At 66.8% G+C, this 19,384-nt stretch carries 18 protein-coding genes; 6 read left to right on the top strand and 12 right to left on the bottom strand.

Translation table 11 applies throughout. The features are described from left to right. Positions 1 to 40: 40 nt before the first annotated feature. Positions 41 to 2,329 (top strand): glycosyltransferase family 39 protein, encoded by a 2,289-nt coding sequence (locus tag RIE32_06415; protein ID MEQ9095881.1) that lies wholly within the window; start codon positions 41 to 43, stop codon positions 2,327 to 2,329. 65 nt (positions 2,330 to 2,394) lie between these two features. Here the strand turns inward: RIE32_06415 and RIE32_06410 are convergent, their stop codons facing one another. The 6 genes from RIE32_06410 to RIE32_06385 form a co-directional block, all read right to left on the bottom strand. Next, positions 2,395 to 3,756, bottom strand: a complete 1,362-nt coding sequence (locus tag RIE32_06410) for a S1 RNA-binding domain-containing protein (protein MEQ9095880.1) — start codon at positions 3,754 to 3,756, stop codon at positions 2,395 to 2,397. Positions 3,757 to 3,882: 126 nt separating this feature from the next. Beyond that, a complete protein-coding gene (locus tag RIE32_06405) occupies positions 3,883 to 5,028 on the bottom strand; it encodes a Gfo/Idh/MocA family oxidoreductase (protein ID MEQ9095879.1) in 1,146 nt (381 codons plus the stop codon). Between the two features lie 38 nt (positions 5,029 to 5,066). Beyond that, positions 5,067 to 5,405, bottom strand: coding sequence for a thioredoxin (trxA, locus tag RIE32_06400; protein ID MEQ9095878.1), 339 nt, complete (start codon positions 5,403 to 5,405; stop codon positions 5,067 to 5,069). A gap of 137 nt (positions 5,406 to 5,542) precedes the next feature. Then, positions 5,543 to 6,424: a dihydropteroate synthase gene (gene folP, locus RIE32_06395; GenBank protein ID MEQ9095877.1), complete on the bottom strand. Its 882-nt coding sequence runs from the start codon at positions 6,422 to 6,424 to the stop codon at positions 5,543 to 5,545. 32 nt (positions 6,425 to 6,456) lie between these two features. Next, entirely contained in the window at positions 6,457 to 8,178 is a 1,722-nt protein-coding gene (locus tag RIE32_06390; protein ID MEQ9095876.1) for a hypothetical protein, read from the bottom strand. 148 nt (positions 8,179 to 8,326) lie between these two features. Next, positions 8,327 to 8,857: a hypothetical protein gene (locus RIE32_06385; protein MEQ9095875.1), complete on the bottom strand. Its 531-nt coding sequence runs from the start codon at positions 8,855 to 8,857 to the stop codon at positions 8,327 to 8,329. 135 nt (positions 8,858 to 8,992) lie between these two features. Here RIE32_06385 and RIE32_06380 point away from each other — a divergent pair, with 135 nt between their 5' ends. Together RIE32_06380 and bcp are read left to right on the top strand one after the other, a co-directional pair. Beyond that, entirely contained in the window at positions 8,993 to 9,472 is a 480-nt protein-coding gene (locus tag RIE32_06380) for a hypothetical protein (protein MEQ9095874.1), read from the top strand. Between the two features lie 63 nt (positions 9,473 to 9,535). After that, positions 9,536 to 10,045 (top strand): thioredoxin-dependent thiol peroxidase, encoded by a 510-nt coding sequence (gene bcp, locus RIE32_06375; protein MEQ9095873.1) that lies wholly within the window; start codon positions 9,536 to 9,538, stop codon positions 10,043 to 10,045. On the opposite strand, the gene RIE32_06370 is transcribed toward bcp, so the two are convergent. From RIE32_06370 to RIE32_06355, 4 genes are all read right to left on the bottom strand, one after another. Further along, complete coding sequence (locus tag RIE32_06370; protein ID MEQ9095872.1) at positions 10,046 to 11,557, bottom strand: PEP-CTERM sorting domain-containing protein; 1,512 nt, start codon at positions 11,555 to 11,557, stop codon at positions 10,046 to 10,048. 89 nt (positions 11,558 to 11,646) lie between these two features. Continuing rightward, the gene (locus tag RIE32_06365) at positions 11,647 to 14,334 is read right to left on the bottom strand and encodes a serine/threonine-protein kinase (GenBank protein ID MEQ9095871.1); all 2,688 of its coding nucleotides are present in this window, start codon (positions 14,332 to 14,334) and stop codon (positions 11,647 to 11,649) included. Positions 14,335 to 14,360: 26 nt separating this feature from the next. Beyond that, a complete protein-coding gene (locus RIE32_06360) occupies positions 14,361 to 15,029 on the bottom strand; it encodes an RNA polymerase sigma factor (GenBank protein MEQ9095870.1) in 669 nt (222 codons plus the stop codon). A gap of 119 nt (positions 15,030 to 15,148) precedes the next feature. Next, entirely contained in the window at positions 15,149 to 16,165 is a 1,017-nt protein-coding gene (locus RIE32_06355; protein ID MEQ9095869.1) for a DMT family transporter, read from the bottom strand. Positions 16,166 to 16,256: 91 nt separating this feature from the next. Between RIE32_06355 and RIE32_06350 the strand changes: the two genes are divergently transcribed. Then, positions 16,257 to 17,216 (top strand): ChaN family lipoprotein, encoded by a 960-nt coding sequence (locus RIE32_06350; protein MEQ9095868.1) that lies wholly within the window; start codon positions 16,257 to 16,259, stop codon positions 17,214 to 17,216. A gap of 3 nt (positions 17,217 to 17,219) precedes the next feature. On the opposite strand, the gene RIE32_06345 is transcribed toward RIE32_06350, so the two are convergent. Both RIE32_06345 and RIE32_06340 read right to left on the bottom strand, forming a co-directional pair. Further along, a complete protein-coding gene (locus RIE32_06345) occupies positions 17,220 to 17,798 on the bottom strand; it encodes a flavoprotein (protein ID MEQ9095867.1) in 579 nt (192 codons plus the stop codon). A gap of 12 nt (positions 17,799 to 17,810) precedes the next feature. Next, complete coding sequence (locus tag RIE32_06340; GenBank protein ID MEQ9095866.1) at positions 17,811 to 18,065, bottom strand: hypothetical protein; 255 nt, start codon at positions 18,063 to 18,065, stop codon at positions 17,811 to 17,813. A gap of 155 nt (positions 18,066 to 18,220) precedes the next feature. Here RIE32_06340 and RIE32_06335 point away from each other — a divergent pair, with 155 nt between their 5' ends. Next, positions 18,221 to 18,787, top strand: coding sequence for a DUF3553 domain-containing protein (locus tag RIE32_06335; GenBank protein MEQ9095865.1), 567 nt, complete (start codon positions 18,221 to 18,223; stop codon positions 18,785 to 18,787). Positions 18,788 to 19,008: 221 nt separating this feature from the next. Beyond that, a complete protein-coding gene (locus tag RIE32_06330; GenBank protein MEQ9095864.1) occupies positions 19,009 to 19,284 on the top strand; it encodes a hypothetical protein in 276 nt (91 codons plus the stop codon). Positions 19,285 to 19,384: the final 100 nt, after the last annotated feature.

Below are 19,384 nucleotides of genomic sequence, written 5' to 3'. Positions count from 1 at the left end.
GCCACGAGTCCCGACAAGCCGCGGGTAACGAGACACCACGATGAACAACCTGACGATCGTGCTTCCGACGTACAACGAAGCGCTCAATCTCGAACGCATGGTCGAGTCGCTGCTCGCCCTGCCAATCGAGCACCGCGTGCGCGTTCTGATCGTCGATGACAACAGCCCCGATGGCACCGGCGATATTGCCGATCAGCTGGCAGCGCGATCTCCCGATGCCGTAACCGTGCTGCACCGATCGAAGAAGGAGGGCCTTGGTGCCGCATACCTCGCGGGATTCCGTCAGGCCCTCGACGACGGCGCCGACTTGGTGCTGCAGATGGACTGCGACTTCTCGCACCGGCCGGAAGACGTACCCGCCCTCGTCGAAGCCGCAAGGGAAGCCGATCTGGTCATCGGCTCGCGCTTCTGCCCGGGCGGTACGCTGGGCGAGACCTGGAGCCGCGCCCGCCGGGCGCTGAGCCGAGTGGCCAACGGGCTGTATGTTCGTTGGTCGCTGGGCCTGCCCGTGCACGACGCGACTGGTGGCTTCCGCGTGTGGAAGCGTAAAACACTTCTGGCCATCGACCCCTGGTCGCGCCTCACCCAGGGCGGCTACGGCTTCCAGGTCGAGATGGCCTACATGGCCCACCGTCTGGGCCTGCGCATCTGCGAGGTTCCGATCCACTTCCCCGACCGTGCGCAAGGAAACTCAAAGATGAGCGGCCGCGTCATGGCCGAGGCCGCGCTCAATGTGCCGCTGCTTCGCGACGAGCACGCCTGCCTGCGGCCGCCTGGAAGGAGGCGCATGCCGCTCTCGATACCGACCATCCGCGCACGCACGCAGATCCGCGTCCTCGCCCTCGTCGTGCTCGCGCTGCTCGTCCGGTTCGTCGCAATGGCCCAGATGCCGCTGGCCCCCGAGGAGGCGTACTACTGGATGTACGCCCAGCAACCCAGCCTGAGCTACTTCGACCACCCGCCCATGGTCTCGTGGGTCATCGCCCTGGGCACGATGCTCTTCGGCCACACCGAGCTGGGCGTGCGATTCGTGGGCCAGGCGCTCATGCTCGCCGCCGCTGTGCTCATGTACCGCTTTGGGTCGGCGTGGTTCGGTCGCGGCGCTGGGCTGGCGGCGGCCGTGCTGCTGCTGGTGCTGCCGCTCTACTACGCCACGGGCTTCATCGCCACCATGGACGCACCGCTGCTCTTCTTCTGGATGCTCTGCCTGATTGGTGTCACGATGGCGCTGCGAGAGAATCGCGCGATCGGCTGGTATCTCGCCGGCGCCGCTCTCGGCGGCGCGATGCTGAGCAAGTACACCGGCGTCTTCCTCGCCGCGGGTGCGGTCGGCGCCGTGGCGGTGCACGCCCCGTGGCGACGTCACCTGCGGAGCGTGCACCCCTACCTCGGAGTGCTGTTGGCCGCGGCAATCTTCTCGCCCGTGCTCTACTGGAACGCCACGCACGACTGGGCCAGCTTCCGCTTCCAGTTCCTCGACCGCTTCGGCGATGCGTCGCTGAGCCTGGGGACCATCGCCGCGTTCGCTGGCATCCAGGTGCTGGCGCTCACACCAGTGCTGCTGTGGCGTTTGCTGGCCGACGTTCCTCGACTAGCACGTCGCCGCCGGTTCCTCCAGCCCCGTTGGATCATCACCGCGGCATTCTCACTTCCGTTGCTCGGCGTCATAGCCCTCAAGGCGCTGCGCCACGACATCCACCTCAACTGGACACTGCCAGCCCTGCTAGTTCTACTACCGGCAGCGTCGTACCTGTTCCTGGCGCGGGTTCGGCTGGCCAGGACCACCGCCCGCCGGCTCGCGTGGTCGCGGCAACTCGCATGGACCGCCGGCGCGAGCGCCGCTTCGGTCATCGGCGTCATGCTCTTCCTGTTGCTCACCCAGGCCAACCACAGCCCCGTCTCCGCGTTTGGCCCCTGGCAAGAGCTGGCCGCCATTGTCGAGGAATATGAAGAAGTGCTCGAGCACGAGTCCGGGCGAGACCCGTTGGTCGTTGGCATGGACAAGTACCGATTGGCCAGCGTGCTCGCGTTCTATCGTGGGCCAATGGAAAGCCACGTCGAGTCGGCGGAGCTCACCAATAGCCAGTGGCTCATCGAGGGGCCGGGCCTTGGCTACCGCTACTGGAGCGAGCCGATCGACTGGCTCGGTTACGACTGCATCGTCGTCGCCGATGCTCGCTATGCCGACCTGCAAGACAAACTGCGTCCGGTCTTCGGCTCGGTCGAATTCGTGCAGGATGAGCGCTTATCCCAACTCGGCAAGAAGCGATATCAGATCGCTATCTGTCGTGGATACCACCCGGCCGGCAGCATCATCGCCAGCCGCTGATACAAACGCCCCCGCTGAAGTCATTCGGCGGGGGCGAATCGCAATTCTCGGGTTGGACGAGTCGCTCAGCCCAGCCCGCCCTTGAACCCACCGCTGCCGAACTTCTCGCGCAGGCGGCGCAGCTGGGGCGTTTCCTTGAGGATCTCTTCGGCGCTGGGACCGCGCTCGCCCTTGCCCTTGGCGCCGGCCGGCGCGGGCTTGAGGGCCTTGATGCTCAGGCTGATGCGACGCTTGCCCGGCTCGATGCTCAGCACCTTGACGTTCACCACCTCGTCGGGCTTGACGGCGTCGCTGACGGCCTTGACGCGCTTGTGGTCCAGCTCGGAGATGTGCACAAGCCCTTCGACGCCCGGAGCCAGCTCCACGAACGCGCCGAAGTCCATGATCTTGGTGACGCGGCCGGAGACCTCGGCGCCCTCCTCGATCTCGCCCACCTTCTCGGTGAACGGATCGGACTCGAGCTGCTTCATGCCAAGGCCGATGCGCTGGTTGTCCCAGTCGATCTTGAGGACCTCGACGCGGACTTGCTGGCCTTCCTTGACGACCTTGCGGACGGCGTTCTCGCCCTGGCCGATGCGGTCATGGGAGAGGTCCGAGACGTGCACGAGCCCGTCGATGCCGCCGATGTCGACGAATGCGCCGAAGGGCGCGATGCGCTGGACGGTGCCCTCGACGACCTGGCCGACCGCAAGCGTGTCCTTCAGCTTCTCGGCCTCCTTGGCCCGCTCCTTCTCGAGGATCGACCGGCGGCTGAGCACGACGTTGCCCTGGCCGCGACGCTCGACGCGCTGGACCTCGCACTCCATCTTCTGGCCGACGAACTTCTCCAGGTCGTTCACGCGCTCGACGGCGACCTGGCTTGCAGGCATGAATGCCCGATGCCCGCCAGCGAGTTCCATCTCGAGCCCGCCCTTGTTGACGCCCACGCAGGTGGCCTCGACGACTTGCCCGCTCTGCAGCGAGTCCCAGATGGCCTTGCGGATGGCGCCCGGGCGGGCGCAGACGTAGATCGACTCGGCCTTGTCGAAACGCTCGACGATGACCTCGAGTTCCTGGCCGGCTTCGGGCAGGTTCTCGCCCTCACGCCACTGATCGCGCGAGACGATGCCCAGTTCCTTGGGCCCAAACTCCAGGAAGATGTCGCTGTCGGTGACGTTGACGACTTTGCCCGCGCGCATGCTGGGCTTGCCGCCGACGACGCGTGGTCCGCGGATGCCGCCCTGGCCCTTGGCCGCACCCTTTCCGCCGCCCTCGGCTTGGGCCGGGGTCGAGGCTTCCATCGCCGCGTCGATCTGCTTGGCCAGATCGTCGCTGAGGGCCTCGGTCTTGGGCATGGTCTCGGAGACCTGCGCCGCGGGTTCCTGCTTGTCTGCGGGATTTGGAGGCGTAGGCGAGGTCGGGGACGTGCTGGACTGCTGATCGGCCATGGCGTTGGATCTCGGACGGGTGAGGATGCGACCGATGGATACTGGCCACCGGAACGGGGGAAAGTCTAGCGGAAAGGGGCGTCCGTGCGGAGCCGACGCGGGCCGATTCGAGGCCCCCGGGTGGGCTCAGGTGCTGGTCGAGCGGCCGACGGGCGCTTCCTGGCCCCGGCCGGAGACTCCTTCAACATTGGGATTGGACGCGGCGAGGTTGTCGCCCATGGTCGCTCGGATGGCCTCGACGATGCGCTGGGCCGTCCGGACATTGGCAAAGCCGGCCTTTGCGTCGATGGGCGGCGGGCTCCCGGTGCGGATGGCATCGAGGAAGGCACGGATCTCCATGACGATGGGCTCCCCGTCGTCGATCTCGAGCTGCTCCACGTTGACCAGTTCGTCCCACTTCAGATCGGTCAGGTCTACGCCGCTGCGCAGTTGCGCCTGGATCTCACGCATCTGCAATTCGTTGGCGGTGCGACGGATGATCACGCCGGTCTTGGCGCCGTAGTCGAGCTTGATGTACGCCTTCTCGCCCGTGATGCGTGTGACTCGCTCGGTCTTGAGCGCCAGGCGGCTGGCGGTGATGTTGGCCACGCACGCACCGTAAGGCTTATTCCACGTCAGGCGTGCGTTGCAGATGTCCTCGTGCTCGGTCACCACGGCCACGCCTGCGGCCTGGATCTCGTCGGGCTCTTGCCCGCCCATGAGCATGAGCACCACGTCCAGGTCGTGGATCATCATGTCCATGACCACGCCGATGTCGACGCTGCGGAAGGTCATCGGGCTCACGCGGTGCACCTCGATGAACCGCGGCGTGATGGACTTGTCTTCGGCGGTGGCTCGCTGCATCGCGCGCATGATCGGATTGAATCGCTCGATGTGCCCGACCATCAATACGACGCCGCGCTGCTCGGCGAGGTCCCGAATCGCCTCGGCGTCTTTCGACGTGCCGGCCAGGGGTTTTTCGATCAGGCAGTGCACGCCGGCGTTGATGCAGCGCTCGGCCAGATCGCGGTGCGCCGTGGTAGGGGCGGCAATCGAAACCGCGTCGACGCCGGCGTCCAGCAAGGCGTCCAGCGTGCCGAAGGCGCGCCCGCCGAACTGCTCGGCCATGTCGGCCGCACGCTCGAGATCGGCGTCGACCACGCCGACCAATTCGGTATCGGGCAACTGGCCGTACACGCGGGCGTGGTGACGCCCCATGCGACCGACGCCCACCGCCCCGCAACGAAGTCGCGAGCCATTGGGCGGATCGGTTTGTTCGTGTGTGCTGTTCACCAAGGGGGTGACTGTATGGCCCGCGTGAGCGAAAAGCGTCAGGCCGCGCCGACGGCGCCGTTCATGGCGGCGGCGAGTTCCTCACGGTTCTTCAACCCAATGAACTTCTCCACCGGCTCGCCATCCTTAAACAGGATGATCGTCGGGATCGCGTGGATGCCGTACTTGACCGCCACCTCGCGGTTGGCGTCGGTGTCGAGCTTGCCAACCTTTACCTTGCCGGCGAATTCCTCGGCCAGCTGATCCACGATCGGCGCGAGCATCCGGCACGGCATGCACCACTCGGCCCAGAAATCGACCAGCACGGGCTGATCGCTCTTGAGCACGTCGGCCTCGAAGTTAGCGTCTGTGAACTCTTGAACATGCTCGTTGGCCATGCGTGGCTCCTTGCGTCGCTCGGGGTCAACGGTGACCCGTCCTTCTCGTATCGCGAGAATCGGACACCCGATCCTAGCGAGCCCCGATATGCCTTCCACCGCCGTGCGCTCTCCTGGCATGGAACCGGGGCCAGAAGCTAAACCCCGTGCTGCCCGCCGGCATTCCACGCCCCCAGCACCGATAAGGCCTGAACGTGCTCTGCGACGTCGTGAACCCGGTGGAGAAGACCCCCACGCTGCGCCGCCAGGACCGTGATGGCGAGCGACCCCGCCAGCCGATCCGCAGGCTTGCTGTCCGGGCCGATCGAGACTCGACCAACGAATCGCTTTCGGCTTGCCCCGACGTACACCGGGAATCCCAGCGTGGTGAGTTCGTCCAGCCGCCGGACCAGTTCGAGGTTCTGCTCCACGCTCTTGCCAAAGCCCAGACCCGGATCGATAACGATGCTGTTCGTGGCGATGCCCGCTTCGACCGCTCGCCGTGCGCACGCGGAGAGTGCCTCGCGCACGGCATTGACGACGCCGTCGGGATACACAGGCTCGTGCTCGTATTCATCGGCGTACCGATCTTCCGGCGGTGCGGGTCCACGGTGCATCAGCACCAGCCCCGCACGATTGCGTGCCGCGACATCCAGCAACGTCGGATCTTCGGCGCCGCCCGAGACGTCGTTGATGGCGTCGGCCCCTGCGTCGATCGCCGCCTGTGCGACTTCGCCGAGCGTGGTATCGACGCTGATGGGAAGGTTGGCCACGCGCTCTACTTCGCAGCGTCGAATCGCGTCGATCACGGGCACGACGCGATCGATCTGGACATTGGCCGACACGCGCTCTGCGCCCGGCCGGGTGCTCTCGCCGCCGACGTCCAGCATGGCGGCGCCGTCGCGCGCGGCTTGCCGGGCACGCAAGACGGCAGCATCGACGTCCTGCAACGTCCCCCCGTCATAGAAGCTGTCGGGGGTGGTGTTGAGGATGGCAACGACGCACGGCCCCTCAAGGGAGACCGCGCGTCCGTGGGCCAATGCCCAGAGCCTTGGTTGATGCGGAGTCTGTGTCAGAAGGCCGGCCCGCTGTCGTCGCCTTCTTCGAATTCCATGCCCGGGCCGCCCATGCCGCCGCCGAACATCATGCCCAGTTCCATGCCCTTGGCGATGACCGCGGGCGAGACGTGCAGGGCGATCTCGGCGGTGCCGTCACCGCTGGCGGCCACGATGGCCACGGGCGGCATCTCGGGAATCTCGCCCAGGAAGGCAGCGCCGATGCCCAGCAAGTGGTCGACGCCGATGTAGAACTCCAGGGCGCGGTTGTCGGGCAACTTAGCCGAGATTGCGCTGATGGCGTCGCTGGCGCCCAGGCCGCCGCCGTTCTTGGCGGTACCCAGCGTCTGCGTGAGCATCTGGCTGTTGCGCGACATGGTCATGACCACGCCGTTGTCGGCGGGGGCGATGTAGCCGCCCAGGCCGTTACTTCCGAACATCATGCTCATGGCCATCTGGGCCTGCATGGCCTGCTCGTTGGCCTCGCCCTCGATGTTCGTGGCCACGCCCCATTCGTCGACGGTGACGCCGTCGATCACGCGGGCCTCGGGCCGGTAGCTGGTGGTGGTGGTGAAGGTCAGGCCTTCCTGTTCGGTCTTCTGCCCGTCGGCGGCCTTGAGGCCCTCGGCCATGGCCTTCTGCAGATCGGCGGGCTTCTCGGTGCGGTAATAGGCCGCGCTGCGGACGAACGCCCCAGCGCCGATGCTCATCTCCTGCATCGAGGGTGCGCCCAGCACCATGGCGCCGCCGCTGGAGTTGTTCATCATGTCCATCATCGCGCGGGCCTGGCCGGCGGCCTGGTCGCCCATGCCCTCCTGCATCATGCCCATGAGGCTGCGCACGCCGGGGCTCGAAGTGTCGAACGCCGCCGCCATCGCAAACGGCATGTCAGGCACGCGGGCCAGCAGGCCCTCGGTGCTCGACTTGCCCTGGAACAGGCCGGCGAGCATCGAGCCTTCCTTGAAGCGGCTCAGCATTCGGGCAGTAACGCCGTCCTCGGCAAAGTCGAGCGCGACCACGCCGGTCTGCGCATCGGTCAGGAAGGCGCCCACGAGCGGATCGATCGCGCCGAAGCCCTGGGCCGCCTCGGGGCCGCCGAACATCATGGCCATGCCCTTCATGCCCTCGTAGCCCTCGCGCCACTCGTCGGCCAGGGCGGCGATCGAGCCGACGATGAACACGTCGGCGTTCGAAGCGGCGCCCAGCGAACGCTCACCCATCGCGCTGGCGTGGGCCTTCATGTGGCCGTCGACGGGCGTCCAGACCTCGAGATACTCGTCGGTGTCGCTCATGGCGACGTACCCGTCGCTGACCTTCTTGACGAAGACGTCCTGGCCGCCGAACTCGATTTCTTCCACCCCGGCGCCCACGCCGCCGCGCGCGGTCACGAATTCCTTGTAGCTGGTCACCGGCAGCAGCATGACGCTGGAACCCTCGGCGCCGACCATGAAGAAGGCCGCCGACCGGCCTGCGTCGACCCCCACGCCGTCGACTTCGGCGAACATGGCCTGCATCTCACCTTCCATGGGTGGTAGGTTGCTGGCCTGGTAGAACGCACGCAGGTCGCTCGATGCGCCGCCCAGGTTGTTCACCGCGACGACGCCGCTGGCGTCCGTGGGCACCCAGTCGAGCACCTGCGGCTTGGCCAGCGCCGGGGCCGAGACGGCCAAGCCGCACGCGGCGATCACACAGGACATCCGGCCGGCAAGGCCGTTCAACGAGCGAGCTGACTTGAGCATGGACTTCCTCCTGGCCTGTTGCAGCCGGCCGGGCCGAGTGGTTCGGGGTGTACGCGCGGCTGGATCGGACCATGCCGCGTACCAAGTCTATCGGAACCGGCGCCCCGGCCTTTCCGCCGTCGGGCGTGATTCGCGGGGTCGACGCATCTTAATCCCGAGCGCCTGCCTCCAGGATCGACCGGATCGCCGCATGGCTTTCGCGGGCCGTTTCCATCGTGGAGCGACGCGAATTGCGGACGAAACTCCACCACATGAACGGCAGCGAGAGGATGGTGAGGGGGTAGTACCACCACATGATCGAGCCCCAGCCCCACGAGCCCGGGATCATGACGTCCAGGAAGTAGCGGCCCGGCTCGACCGTCGCGATCATGACGACGATGTAGATTATCGGAAGTTTCTTGCGCCAGCGTAATCCGAATCGAATCCGAACGCCATCATCTTGCGGATCGGCCCACGCCAGCAGGTCGCGGTCGAACGGGTGCCCCAGCGCGCTCGCGCGAAACAGGGCGCCGTCGGGGCCGCCCGGGGCATACTCGGGGAGCTTGCCACGTCGGGCTGCGCGTCCCAGCCGATCAAGCACTTGATCGCTTGTCAGGGAAACCCGCAAACTTCCGAGCCTGTCTTCAGACATCGGCTCGGTCTGTGCGGTCTGTTCGGGCTGGGCATCTCCCTCGGTCATGCTTGCCAGTGTATCGACGAATTGGCCCCGCTTCGGCACGAGATATGCACGCTGCTTCGCACGATGATGGATTCAGCCGGAACAAGCCATTCGTTGCGTCTCGTCGGCGACGGGCGTGGCGTGCGGGCAACAGCGTTGCCGACACGCAACGCGGCTCGGGCCGTGGCGTCTCTGGTGGGCGACGCCGCGGCTCCCGAGCGCCCGAGCGAAGCGGCCCGGCAGGCGGCTCGCGAGCTCGAGGTGGCCCGGGCCAACCGACAGGCGGCCGCCATCGACGCCGCCGATGCCCGATGGGTGCTCGCATGCCGCGTCGCGGCGAGCCTCGAGGGCGGGCGTTCGGCGATCCTTCGCCCCGAGGCCCGTGATCGACTCTTGAGTCAGGCCACCCGGCTCGGCCTGCGGCAGTTCGATGCCAACCTGGTCATCGCCATCGTGCAGGACTCGGCCCGGTGCGGCCAAGAGCCCCTGGGCCTGGCCACCGCCGAGCGTCTTCCGCTGATCCGCCCTGCTCACACGCCCCAGCCCGCGGGCCTGCCCATCCTCGCTCGCTTCGGCATCGCGATGATGGTGGGGGTGGTGCTGGCGGCCACCATGATCCGGTGGGTTCTTTCCTGATCTCGGCCACGCCGACCCACGAATCTGTTGCCGGGCGATAGGCTCCTTGCAAAGGAGCGAGCTATGCCCACGACGACGGATGGACCAATCAAGGCGGGCCGGAAGGCGCCGGCCTTCAAGCTGAAAGACCAGGACGGTAACACGCACGCCCTGAGCGACTACGCGGGGCAGCCGGTCGTACTCTTCTTTTATCCGAAGGACTCGACCAGCGGATGCACGCAGGAGGCCTGCGACTTCCGTGATCAGTTGCCCGCCTTCGAGAAGCTCGGCGCTGCGGTGCTGGGCATCAGCATCCTGGGCACCAAGAGCAAGGCCAAGTTCGCGCAGAAGAACGAGCTGAATTTCCCGCTGCTGGCCGACGATCGCGAAGATGAGCAGGGCAAGCCCGATCCCGTCGTGGCCCAGAAGTACGGTGTGTGGGTCGAAAAGAGCATGTACGGCCGGACCTACATGGGCATCGACCGGACGACCTTCCTCATCGACGCGCAAGGCAAGATCGCCCGCGTGTGGAGCAAGGTCAAGGTGCCCGGCCACGTCGATGAGGTGGCCGAAGCGTTGAAGGAACTGGGATGACTACCGCCGGCGCCGGGCGCCGAGCATCGCGCCCAGCCCGAGCAACGCGAGCGCGCTCGGTGCGGGCACCTGCTGGACGACCACGACGATGCCGCCGGGCGTGAAGATGACGTCCACCTGGCCTTCCAGCCCCAGGCCACGGAGCTGGATGTCGCGGAACTGTCCGTCGATGTTCTCGGCCAGGACGATATCGAACTGATCGCCCGGCTGCACGGGGGGCTCGCCCATGAAGGGCGAGAACTCGAGCTCCAGCGTTCCATCGAAGAGTGCAATGCCGCGAACGTCGAGCACGTCGTGATCGATGCCGGGCGTGCGTCCGGCGATCTCGATCAGCAGCGTTCCGTCAAAACCCTGCTGGAACGCGTGCGTGCCCATCGGATTCTCGGTTACCAGCACGCCGGGAGAGTTGCCGGGGCTGACGAGTCCGTTGTTGGTGAAGCTCGAGGTCTGGATGGTGCCGGTGCCCTGCACCGCGCCGTTGTTGTTGTCGAGCGTGGTCGAGCGGACGACGCCGCCGTTGAGCACGGTAATCTGTCCAGTGTTGCTGATGGGCCCCGAGGCGGTAATCGTCGATCCGGCGCCGTCGGCTTCCAGCGTGCCGGAGTTGGCCAGGCCGCCGGTGGGCGAGAAGGTAATGTCGGCACCGCCTTCGGCGCGGGACAGGCCCTCGTTGTTTTCGATGCCGGAGAACTCGGGGAATACCGAATCAGGGCCTCGGAAGATGACGTCGGCCTGGTTCGTGGACAGGGGCGCGCCGGAGAAATCGAGCGTTGCCGCATCGAAGATGTCGTAGGTTGCCGGCCCGAGCGTGCCGGGGCTGGGCAGGATGGGATTCGTAATGACCAGCGTGCCCTGCTCGACCACCACGGTGCCCGTATTCACGAAGCCCACGTCTTCGATGAAGGTGGTGCCCGGCGACTGCTTGGCGAAGACGCCGTCGTTGATCAGGCGGGCGGTGGTGTCGCCCATGAAGTCGCCCGAGTTCTCGATCGTGAAGGTCGAGGCGGACGTGAGTTCGAACATGGTCGAGCCGGTCAGGAGGATGTCGCCCGTGCCGGTCTTGCGACCGACCGACCCGACGTGGCACAGCGGCGTGTCATCGATCTCCGCCACGGCCGCGCCGGTGAACAGCAGCGTGCCTTCGCTCATCAGTTCGGCCAGCGCGCGGGCGGTGCCGTCACCAAATTCGAGCGTGCTCCGCACGACGATCGTGCCCGTACCACCGCCGTCGATGGTGGCATCGGTGCTCGTGAGTACCAGGCCGTCGACGTCGATGCTCGACGAGACACCGATCGTGTATGGACCGCCGGTATCGAAGTCGATGATGGCGCGGTAGGTGTCCGGCCCGCGCGCGGTTGGGAAGTCGGGCGTGGACCATCTCGTGGCGTCCGACCAGACGCCCGAGGTGTCGTCGATCCACGTGGAATCGATCACCTGGCCCACGCTGGCGTGGGTGCATACTCCGACGGCACCGATGGTAAGAACCACTCGGGTGAGGCCCAACGTCGCCATGCTCTCTCCTCTCGCCGCCTCGGGCGGCGTATCTCCTCTTCTCCCAAGATATCAGAACGCGAGGATCGACTCAACCCGATTCGGATGACTTAACCGGAAGAAAGCTTGTCGCGTACGGCTTTAATACGGGCGTCGATGGTGGCAAGGGTGTCGTTATCGGTACTCATATCGGCCTGCTGTTGCCGTTCGATGTAGCCGCGAGCTTTCTCGAAGGCGGCCAACGCCTCCTGCAGCGACGCGTCCCCGTCGGTCCGATCGGCCTGGCCCTCTCGGAAGACGCCCAGGTAATACCAGCCCACCATGGCGTCGTTGAGGTGCTGCCCCGTGGGATCGGTGCTGGCCAGCATATCTCGGATGCCCGCCGACTCAACGAAGTCACGCTCGGCCCGTTCGTGGGCGCCCAAGGCATCCAGGGCGCGTGCGCGCTTGTTGAGCAGGTGCGAGAGCGTGCGGTGATAGGTGACGTCCGACTCGTCGGTGTTGACCGCTCGGCGCGCCATGTCGATCGCGGTGCTGAGTACGTCGATCGCCTCGGCCCGGGCATCCGTGGCGGCCTGCAACGTCGCGGCGCGGTCGTCGCCGTCGCCGGCGTTGGCTTCGAGCACGCGCGCTTTCTGGCGCAGCGCCTGCCCCCATGCGTCAAAAGCCACACACATGTCCGATGGATAGACGCCATTGGCCGGTTCGGCGGCTGCCAGCGATTCGAGTTGGCTGATCGCGTCGGACAGCAAGGCAACGGCCCGGGTGAGTCCCTGGAGGCTTCGTTCGGCCTGGTCGGGTTGCTCGACGCCCGCCTCGCTTGCACGGATAGCCATGAGAGCAAGGCGAACTCGTGCACGAGATTGGCCCAGGCTCGCTCGATTGGACTCAGGCCCTTCCAGTTCGCCCGCCAGTCGCTCGAAGGCCGATCGTCCGCGCTCGTAGGTTGCCTCGGCGCGTGCCTGCAATCTCGAACGGACATCGATGCTCTCGCTCAGCGCCGCCTGCTCCACCAGCGTATTGCCCAGCTCCAGCAACGTGTCGGCGTGCGTGAGCCTGATGGCGCCCATCGATCCATCGGTCGGGTTGGCGTCGATGGCCTTGTCGAACGCCACGAGCGCCGCCTCATAGAGTTCGACGGATCGCTCATGGTTGCGCATGAGCCTGACCGCGTGGGCCTGGTGGGCCAGGGCATCGCCGCGGAGCCGGAGGGCTGGCGCCCAATCGGGCCGATCGGCGAGCAACTCGTCAGCGATGCCAAGCGCCGCGGCATACAGGGCGCGTCCCTGCTCGGGCTTGCCAACGCGATGCAACTCGCCCCGCCCGGTGTACAGGTCGCCCAATCGCAGGCGGCCCCGGCCGATGGTCAGCAGCCGCTGCGGGTCGCCGCCGGCGTCGGCCTCGAGCGCGTCGAGCGTGGCCACGCCCTTCTCGGCCAGTGCAAGCTTCGCTCCGGTTGCGCCCCGTAGATCGCGGATGCCGTCGTAGAACTCGGTGAGCATGGTGCCCGCCAGGTCGTAGGCGTTGTCGAATCGGGTCTCTGCCAGCGCGCGCTGCTCGGCTTCGGCTCTTCGAGCTGCCTCAGCCGCGATGCCGCGATCCTGGGCCAGATCTCGCGCTTCGCTCGCATCGGTGTAGAGCACCCATACGACGATGGCGAACACCACGAGCGACGCCAGCGCCCCGGCTCCGATGGCCACGGGCACGCGGTAGCGCTTCATCGTCTTGGTCAGCACGTACCAGCCGCTATCGCGCTTGGCCTCGATGGGCTGGCCGTCGAGGAATCGGTGTACGTCGCGGCCCAGGTCTCCGGCGCTCTGGTAGCGGCGCTCGCGCTCCTTGGAGAGCGCTTTGAGCACGATCGTTTCGACCTCGTCATTGATCTTCCGGCGGATTGTGCTGGGCCGGGCTGGCTCGGCCTTCATGATGTTGTCCAGCACGTCGCGCATGTTGCCCAGCACTTCGTACGGGAAGCGATTCGTCAGCAGTTGGTAGAGGATGACGCCCAGGGAGTACACGTCCGTGCGCACGTCGATGTTGGTCGGCGAACCATCGGCCTGCTCGGGGCTGGCCCAGGGCAGCGAACCGATGAACTGCCCGGTCATGCTCATGAGCTTCCCGCTGCCCTCGGCGTCGAGCTCGGGAATGGCCAGCTTCGCGAGGCCGAAGTCCACGACGATGGGCTCGCCGTGCTTGTCGATGCGGATGTTGCCGGGCTTGAGATCGCGGTGGATGACACCCTTGAGGTGGGCGGCATTGACGGCGTCGCAGATCTTCGCGAAGAGCTTGAGCGACTCGCGGATGGGCAACTGCCCCTCGTTCATGAGCTTGTCCAGCGGCTTGCCGCTGATGTAGTCCATGACGTAGAAGCACGAGCCGTCCTTGGTCACACCGCTGTCGTGGATGCGCACGATGTTGGGGTGATCGAGCTGGCCGAGCACCTGTACCTCGCGTTCGAAGCGAGCCTTGCCCGAGGAGCCCATGAACGGGCCCGAATGCATGACCTTGATCGCCACGTGTCGCCGCGTGCTGAGCTGAACCGCTTGATACACCACGCCCTGCCCGCCGCGGTGGATCTCGCGGACGATGTCGTAGCCGGGAAACGCCCCGTGCGGCGGCAACGGCGCGCCCTCGAACCACGCCTGCGTCGACTCGGGCCAGCCACTGGCCGGCTCGGCCCCCTTCAGCGCGGCCTCGATAAGCTTGCGTTCGGCGCTCGAGCCGTCATTCGACGGGCGCGCGTCGTCGGGGGAGCCAGATTGCCCCTGGTCCTTGCCCTGGTTCGGCGTGTCATCCATGCGGCAGCGTCCGTGGTGGGGTGGTGTCAACTGCCCGGGCGGGAGAAGTACTGGTCTTCGTCGCCCATGGCCTCCCGGAGCCGGTCGTGCGCGCGGGCGCGCGGCATGAAAACGGCGCCGGTCGACCGGCCCATCTCCTTGGCGACCTCTTCCACGGGATGGCCGGCCAGGTCATACAGGCGGATGACCTTCGCGTAGTCGGCCGGCAGCGTCGCGAGCATGCGCTCCATCGCCATCACCGCCTCGCCCCGCGCGACGAACCGCGAGGGCGTCGCCTTGCTGTCGCCGGCGATCACCTCGATCAGCGTCGCGGCCGAGTCATCGGCATTGCGCGGCGAGTGGGCTCGCTTGGCCGGGTCGGGACGCTTGGCCGCATGGGCCGAGCGAATGGCGTCCAGCAGGTTGTTCTCGGCCACGCGCGAGACCCAAGCGCGAAAGCCGTTCATGCCCCCGCTCTTGAACTGCGAGATGCGGCCGACGACCTCGATGTACGTGACCTGCAGCACGTCGTCGGCTTCCACCGTGACGCGCAACTGGGGCGGAATCTTGCCCTCCAGGCGGCCTCGCAGCATGGGCGCGCACTGTTCGAGCAGGTCGATGAGCGCCGCGCGATCACCCTTCATGGCGCGGGCGAGCAGCGCCTCGCACGGATCGGCGTCGCGTGAGCCGTGGCCATCGGCTTGGTTCTGGATCATGGCTCCCCCCAGGCGTCGGATGCCTGAGGGATTGTAACCGTTTGTTCCGCGAATCCCCGCGTGTTCGGGTACCCGAACACGCGGTGTTTGTGCGTCGGCTCGATTGGTGCGAGCGATGGTCATCTCTCTTCGAGCGTCGCCGGTGGCGTCGACTCACGGGTCGGACCGGATTTTGTCCAGTTCTCGGGAAGAATCGCGGGCAGCAGCGCCAGGAGCGCCACGCCACCCACCGCCACGCACGCGCCCAGTACGGCCCGGGGCGAGACCCGATCGCCGTGCCAGGCCACCATGGGCAGGATCATCACCGGGGCCAGTGAGCAGAGCGTCTGCGCAACGGCCACGGGCGTCAGGTCGGCCGTTACCAGGCTCATCCACATGCCCAGGAACGGCCCGACGAGGGCCCCTAACGCGGTGAACGCCAGCCCGATCTTCAAGGTGCGCGCTGGAATCTTCGGCGCGTTCCTGTTCGCCTGGAACCGCCATCGGGCGATGAGCACGGGCGTCATGCACACGATCGCAACCGCAATGCGCACTTGCGTGGCCGGCAATGGCCCCAGGTGCTGCTCGGGCTCCATCCAGCCGTGGCCCATGCCCGCCTTGCTGATCAGCAGCCCGCCGCCCTGGCACATCGAGCCCACCAGCGCCAGAGTGATGCCCCGCACGCGGTGGGGGTGGGCCCGCTCGTCGGCTTTCATGGTCGGCCGCTCCATGATGACCCACGCCACGCCCGCAATGGTGACGCTGATGCCCAGCAAAGCTGGCCAGGCAAGCGCCTCGCCCAGCACCATCCACCCCAGCACGGCCGCCCAGATCGGGGCGGTGCTCATCATCAGCAGGCTCAGCCTGGGCCCGATGTCTACGAACGCCGTGAATAACGCCTGGTCGCCGATGACGATGCCCACCAGCGCCGAGGCGGCCAGAAGGATGAACTGCCGGTCGTTGAGTACGGGGAGGATGTCTCCCGTGGCGATCCACGCCATGCCCGTCAGCAGCACGATGGCCACGTACAGCCGCAGCCCATTGACCAGCGTGGGGCCGATCCGCCGCCCGCCCGCGGCAAAGCAAAGGCTGGTCAGGGCCCAGAGCAGGCTCGTCGCCAGCCCGGCGGCAAAGCCGGCGTAGGTGGTGGGGTCCAAGGGTCGGGGCTCCGGCGATTGGGAGGCGAGGGCGGCGGCGAGAGCATAGAACAGGGGCGGCCGTTACCGAGTCTCAAGTGCAGGAGATCACATGCCGCAGAAAGCCCTGGTTCTGTCGCTCGTTGCGGTGTCGCTGGCTGTTTCTGGATGCGGAGTGTTTGGGCCGATGGTTCAGCCCCGTACGCCTGACTCGATCAGGACCCAGATGATCGACCATCCGGAGACCGAGTTCTTCGATGGTCGGACCGGCGAGAAACTCAATGACCTGGACATCTTTGATCAAGTGAAGAAGGCCGACGCCGTCTTGTTCGGCGAGTTGCACGGCCATCCGGTTGGGCTCCCAGTCGCCGCCGCAATCTGGAAGGACATGCTGAGCGTCCGCGACCACGACGAGACGCCCGCCCTCCTCCTCGAGTTCTTCGAGCGCGACCAGCAGCTCGCCATCGACGAGTACCTCGGCGGCATGATTGAAGAGGAAGACTTCATCAAGAAGTCAGGCCGCAGCGCCTCGAACTTCCCCGACGCACACCAGGCGATGTTTAACGCGACCCGGGACGCCGGCGGCGTGGTGATCGCCGCGAACGCCCCTCGCCGCTACGTCCGCCTGGCGCGTACAGATGGCTACGACGCCCTTCGCGCCATGAGCCCCGCCCAGCGCACCACGTTCGTGCTGCCGCGCGACGAGCAGGGACCGTCGGCGTACCGCGATCGCTTCGTCGAGGCCATGGGCGGCATGGACGTAAGCCACGGCGGCTCGGGTCCGCTCGACTTCCTCCGCTCGCAACTGGTCTGGGACGCCACCATGGCCGATAGCGTCGCAACGGCGCTCCAGGCCGGTCACGAACCCGTCGCCCTGGTCGTTGGCCGCTTCCACGTCGAATTCGACGGCGCTACGCGATATTACCTCGAACGCATGCGCCCCGGCGCCCGACTTCTCAGCATCGTCATGGTCCCCAGTTGGAGCGACGAACTGGCCGAAGAGGACAAGGGCCGTGGCGACATCGTGATCTACGTCGGGCCGGCCGATGAGGGCGAAGATGAGGACGCGTAGCGTCTACAGCTTCGCCAGGGCCTCCATCACCACTTCGATCAGCGTCTCCGGCTCGGGCATCCGCCCCGGCCCCACGTGCCGGCAGGCCTGCCAGCCGCTTTCGGCGTCGAGGATCTGGTAGCCGTCTTCGCGGAGTTGGGCGATGTTGCGCTGCGTGCTGGGCTGGGCCAGCATCACGCTGTTCATCGAGGGCGACAACAACACGGGCGTCTTCGCGCGATCGACGGCGCTCAGGATGAGCGTGATCGGGTCGCCGGTATGGCCGTGCGCCAGCCGGGCCAGGCAGTCCATCGTGCACGGAGCGACCAGCGCCAGGTCGATGCGGTCGGCCAGGTTGACGTGCTGCACGTCGCCCGGGTCGTGGTGGTCCCACACGCCGGTCACGACCGGGTGCCCGCTGAGCGCCTCGAAGGTCAGGGGGGTGACGAACTTCGTGGCCGCCTCGGTCATGGCCACGCGCACGTCGCAGCCCCGCTGGCTCAGGCGGCTGACGACCGTGGCCGTCTTATACGCGGCGATGCCGCCGGTCACGCCGATGAGCACGCGGCGGCCGGTCAAGTCAGCATTGGATTGGCTGGTCATCGCCCGGGCGCGTTAGAGCAACGCTTCCTGGGAGCGCGTGGGGGCGGGGGGCAGGGCCTCGGCCGCCTCGGGCTCGGCGAATTCGAGGGTGATCTTGTCCTGCATGATCTCTTCGATCACGACTTCGAGGTCGCTGCGGCCGTTGCGGTCCACCAGCGGGCGCGAACCGTCGAGCAGTTCGACCAGGCGGCGCTGGATGAGCACGGTCAGCTTGAATCGGCCGCCGACCTTGGAGGCGATCTCGTTGCTCTTAAGGGCTTCGATCATGGCAGTTGGGGGCTCCCGATGACGCACGAGCAGCACGCACCCGGATCGCCGGGCGGTGCTGGGTGTCGTATACGCTGCAGGTTAATACTAGGCCCGCCCGTCCATTCCCGGGGAGCTATCATCGGCCCCGCGACCCAATGCGAGGAGGGCAAGGGGTGTCCAGCAGCGTGGCAGAAGTGAAGAAGGGCGACCGGGTCCGTCTGGCAACCCGGCCCGAATGGGGCCACGGCGAGGTGCTCTCGGTCATCTCGACCATCGTCGATGGCGAGCCCACCCGCAAGGTCCGCATCCGCTTTGCCCGGGCCGGCGTGCGAGAAGTCATCGACTCGCCCTCGCTCACGCATACCGACGATGGCCCGGTAAACCTCCAGCCCGCGGCCCTCCAGGCCAGGATGGTCGCATTGCCCGAGTCGGTGCGCGATGCGTTGCGGCCGCTGCCCGACCGATTCATGGAGGCCGGGGCCCTGTTCCGCTTTAACGGCCGCGGCGGCTCGCTCATCGATTGGGCGGCCATGCAGACCGGATTGGTCGATCCGTTATCGGAGCTACCCCGCCACGACATCGAGGATGCTTTCGCCCGCTTCCGCCGCACGCTGGAAGACCACCTGCGGGATCTTGGCCGGCAGATGAAGCGCGAGAACGAGCCGGAATTCCGGCGCATCGCGTTGTCGATGCCCAACGAGGCACAGGACGTGTTGCGCGGACGCAACGCTCGGCGTTGACGGCGATCAACAGCCCGGACGGCCGACCAGCAGGCCCCAGCTTGCCCCACCGGCACAAATGGACCGAGAACCGCCCTGAAAGCCATGCAGGGCGTTTTTTATTGGACGTCGCGCAGTTCGTGCCCATCTTCTGGCACGGCGGCGCGTGGGTTGTATCTGGTCTTGGCACAGGCCGCGGGGGCGGACGACATCCACAGATCAGATCGACGGAGGACACCCACATGAACGATCGCGACTTTCACGCCCGGCTCGGTGAACTGCTGACCAAGATCAACGACATGCCCGAGGGCGAGCGCGACCGCCTCCGCAAACTGGCCGACGAGACCAAGACCCGCCACGACCGGGTGAAGAAGGCCATCGGTGAGATGCAGGAGTCCCTCGACTACCTGCGCCTCAGCGTGAAGTACCTCGTGTTCGATCTCGAAGCGACCCGCCGCGAGAACCGCTACCTCCGCGACATGCTGGCCCGCTCGGCCGGCGAAGAGTCCGGCGAGTAAGCCTCCGTCCTGCGATAAAGACGTGCCCATCCGCCGAAGGGCGGCCCGGCGCCTTGTGTCCTCCGCACGCCCGGTCCAGACGTGGATCGGGCGTGCTCCA

This window comes from Phycisphaerales bacterium (assembly GCA_040221175.1).
Taxonomy (GTDB): domain Bacteria; phylum Planctomycetota; class Phycisphaerae; order Phycisphaerales; family UBA1924; genus JAHCJI01.
Note: the sequence above shows the minus strand (reverse complement) of the source record. Positions and strands in the feature narration are given on the sequence as shown.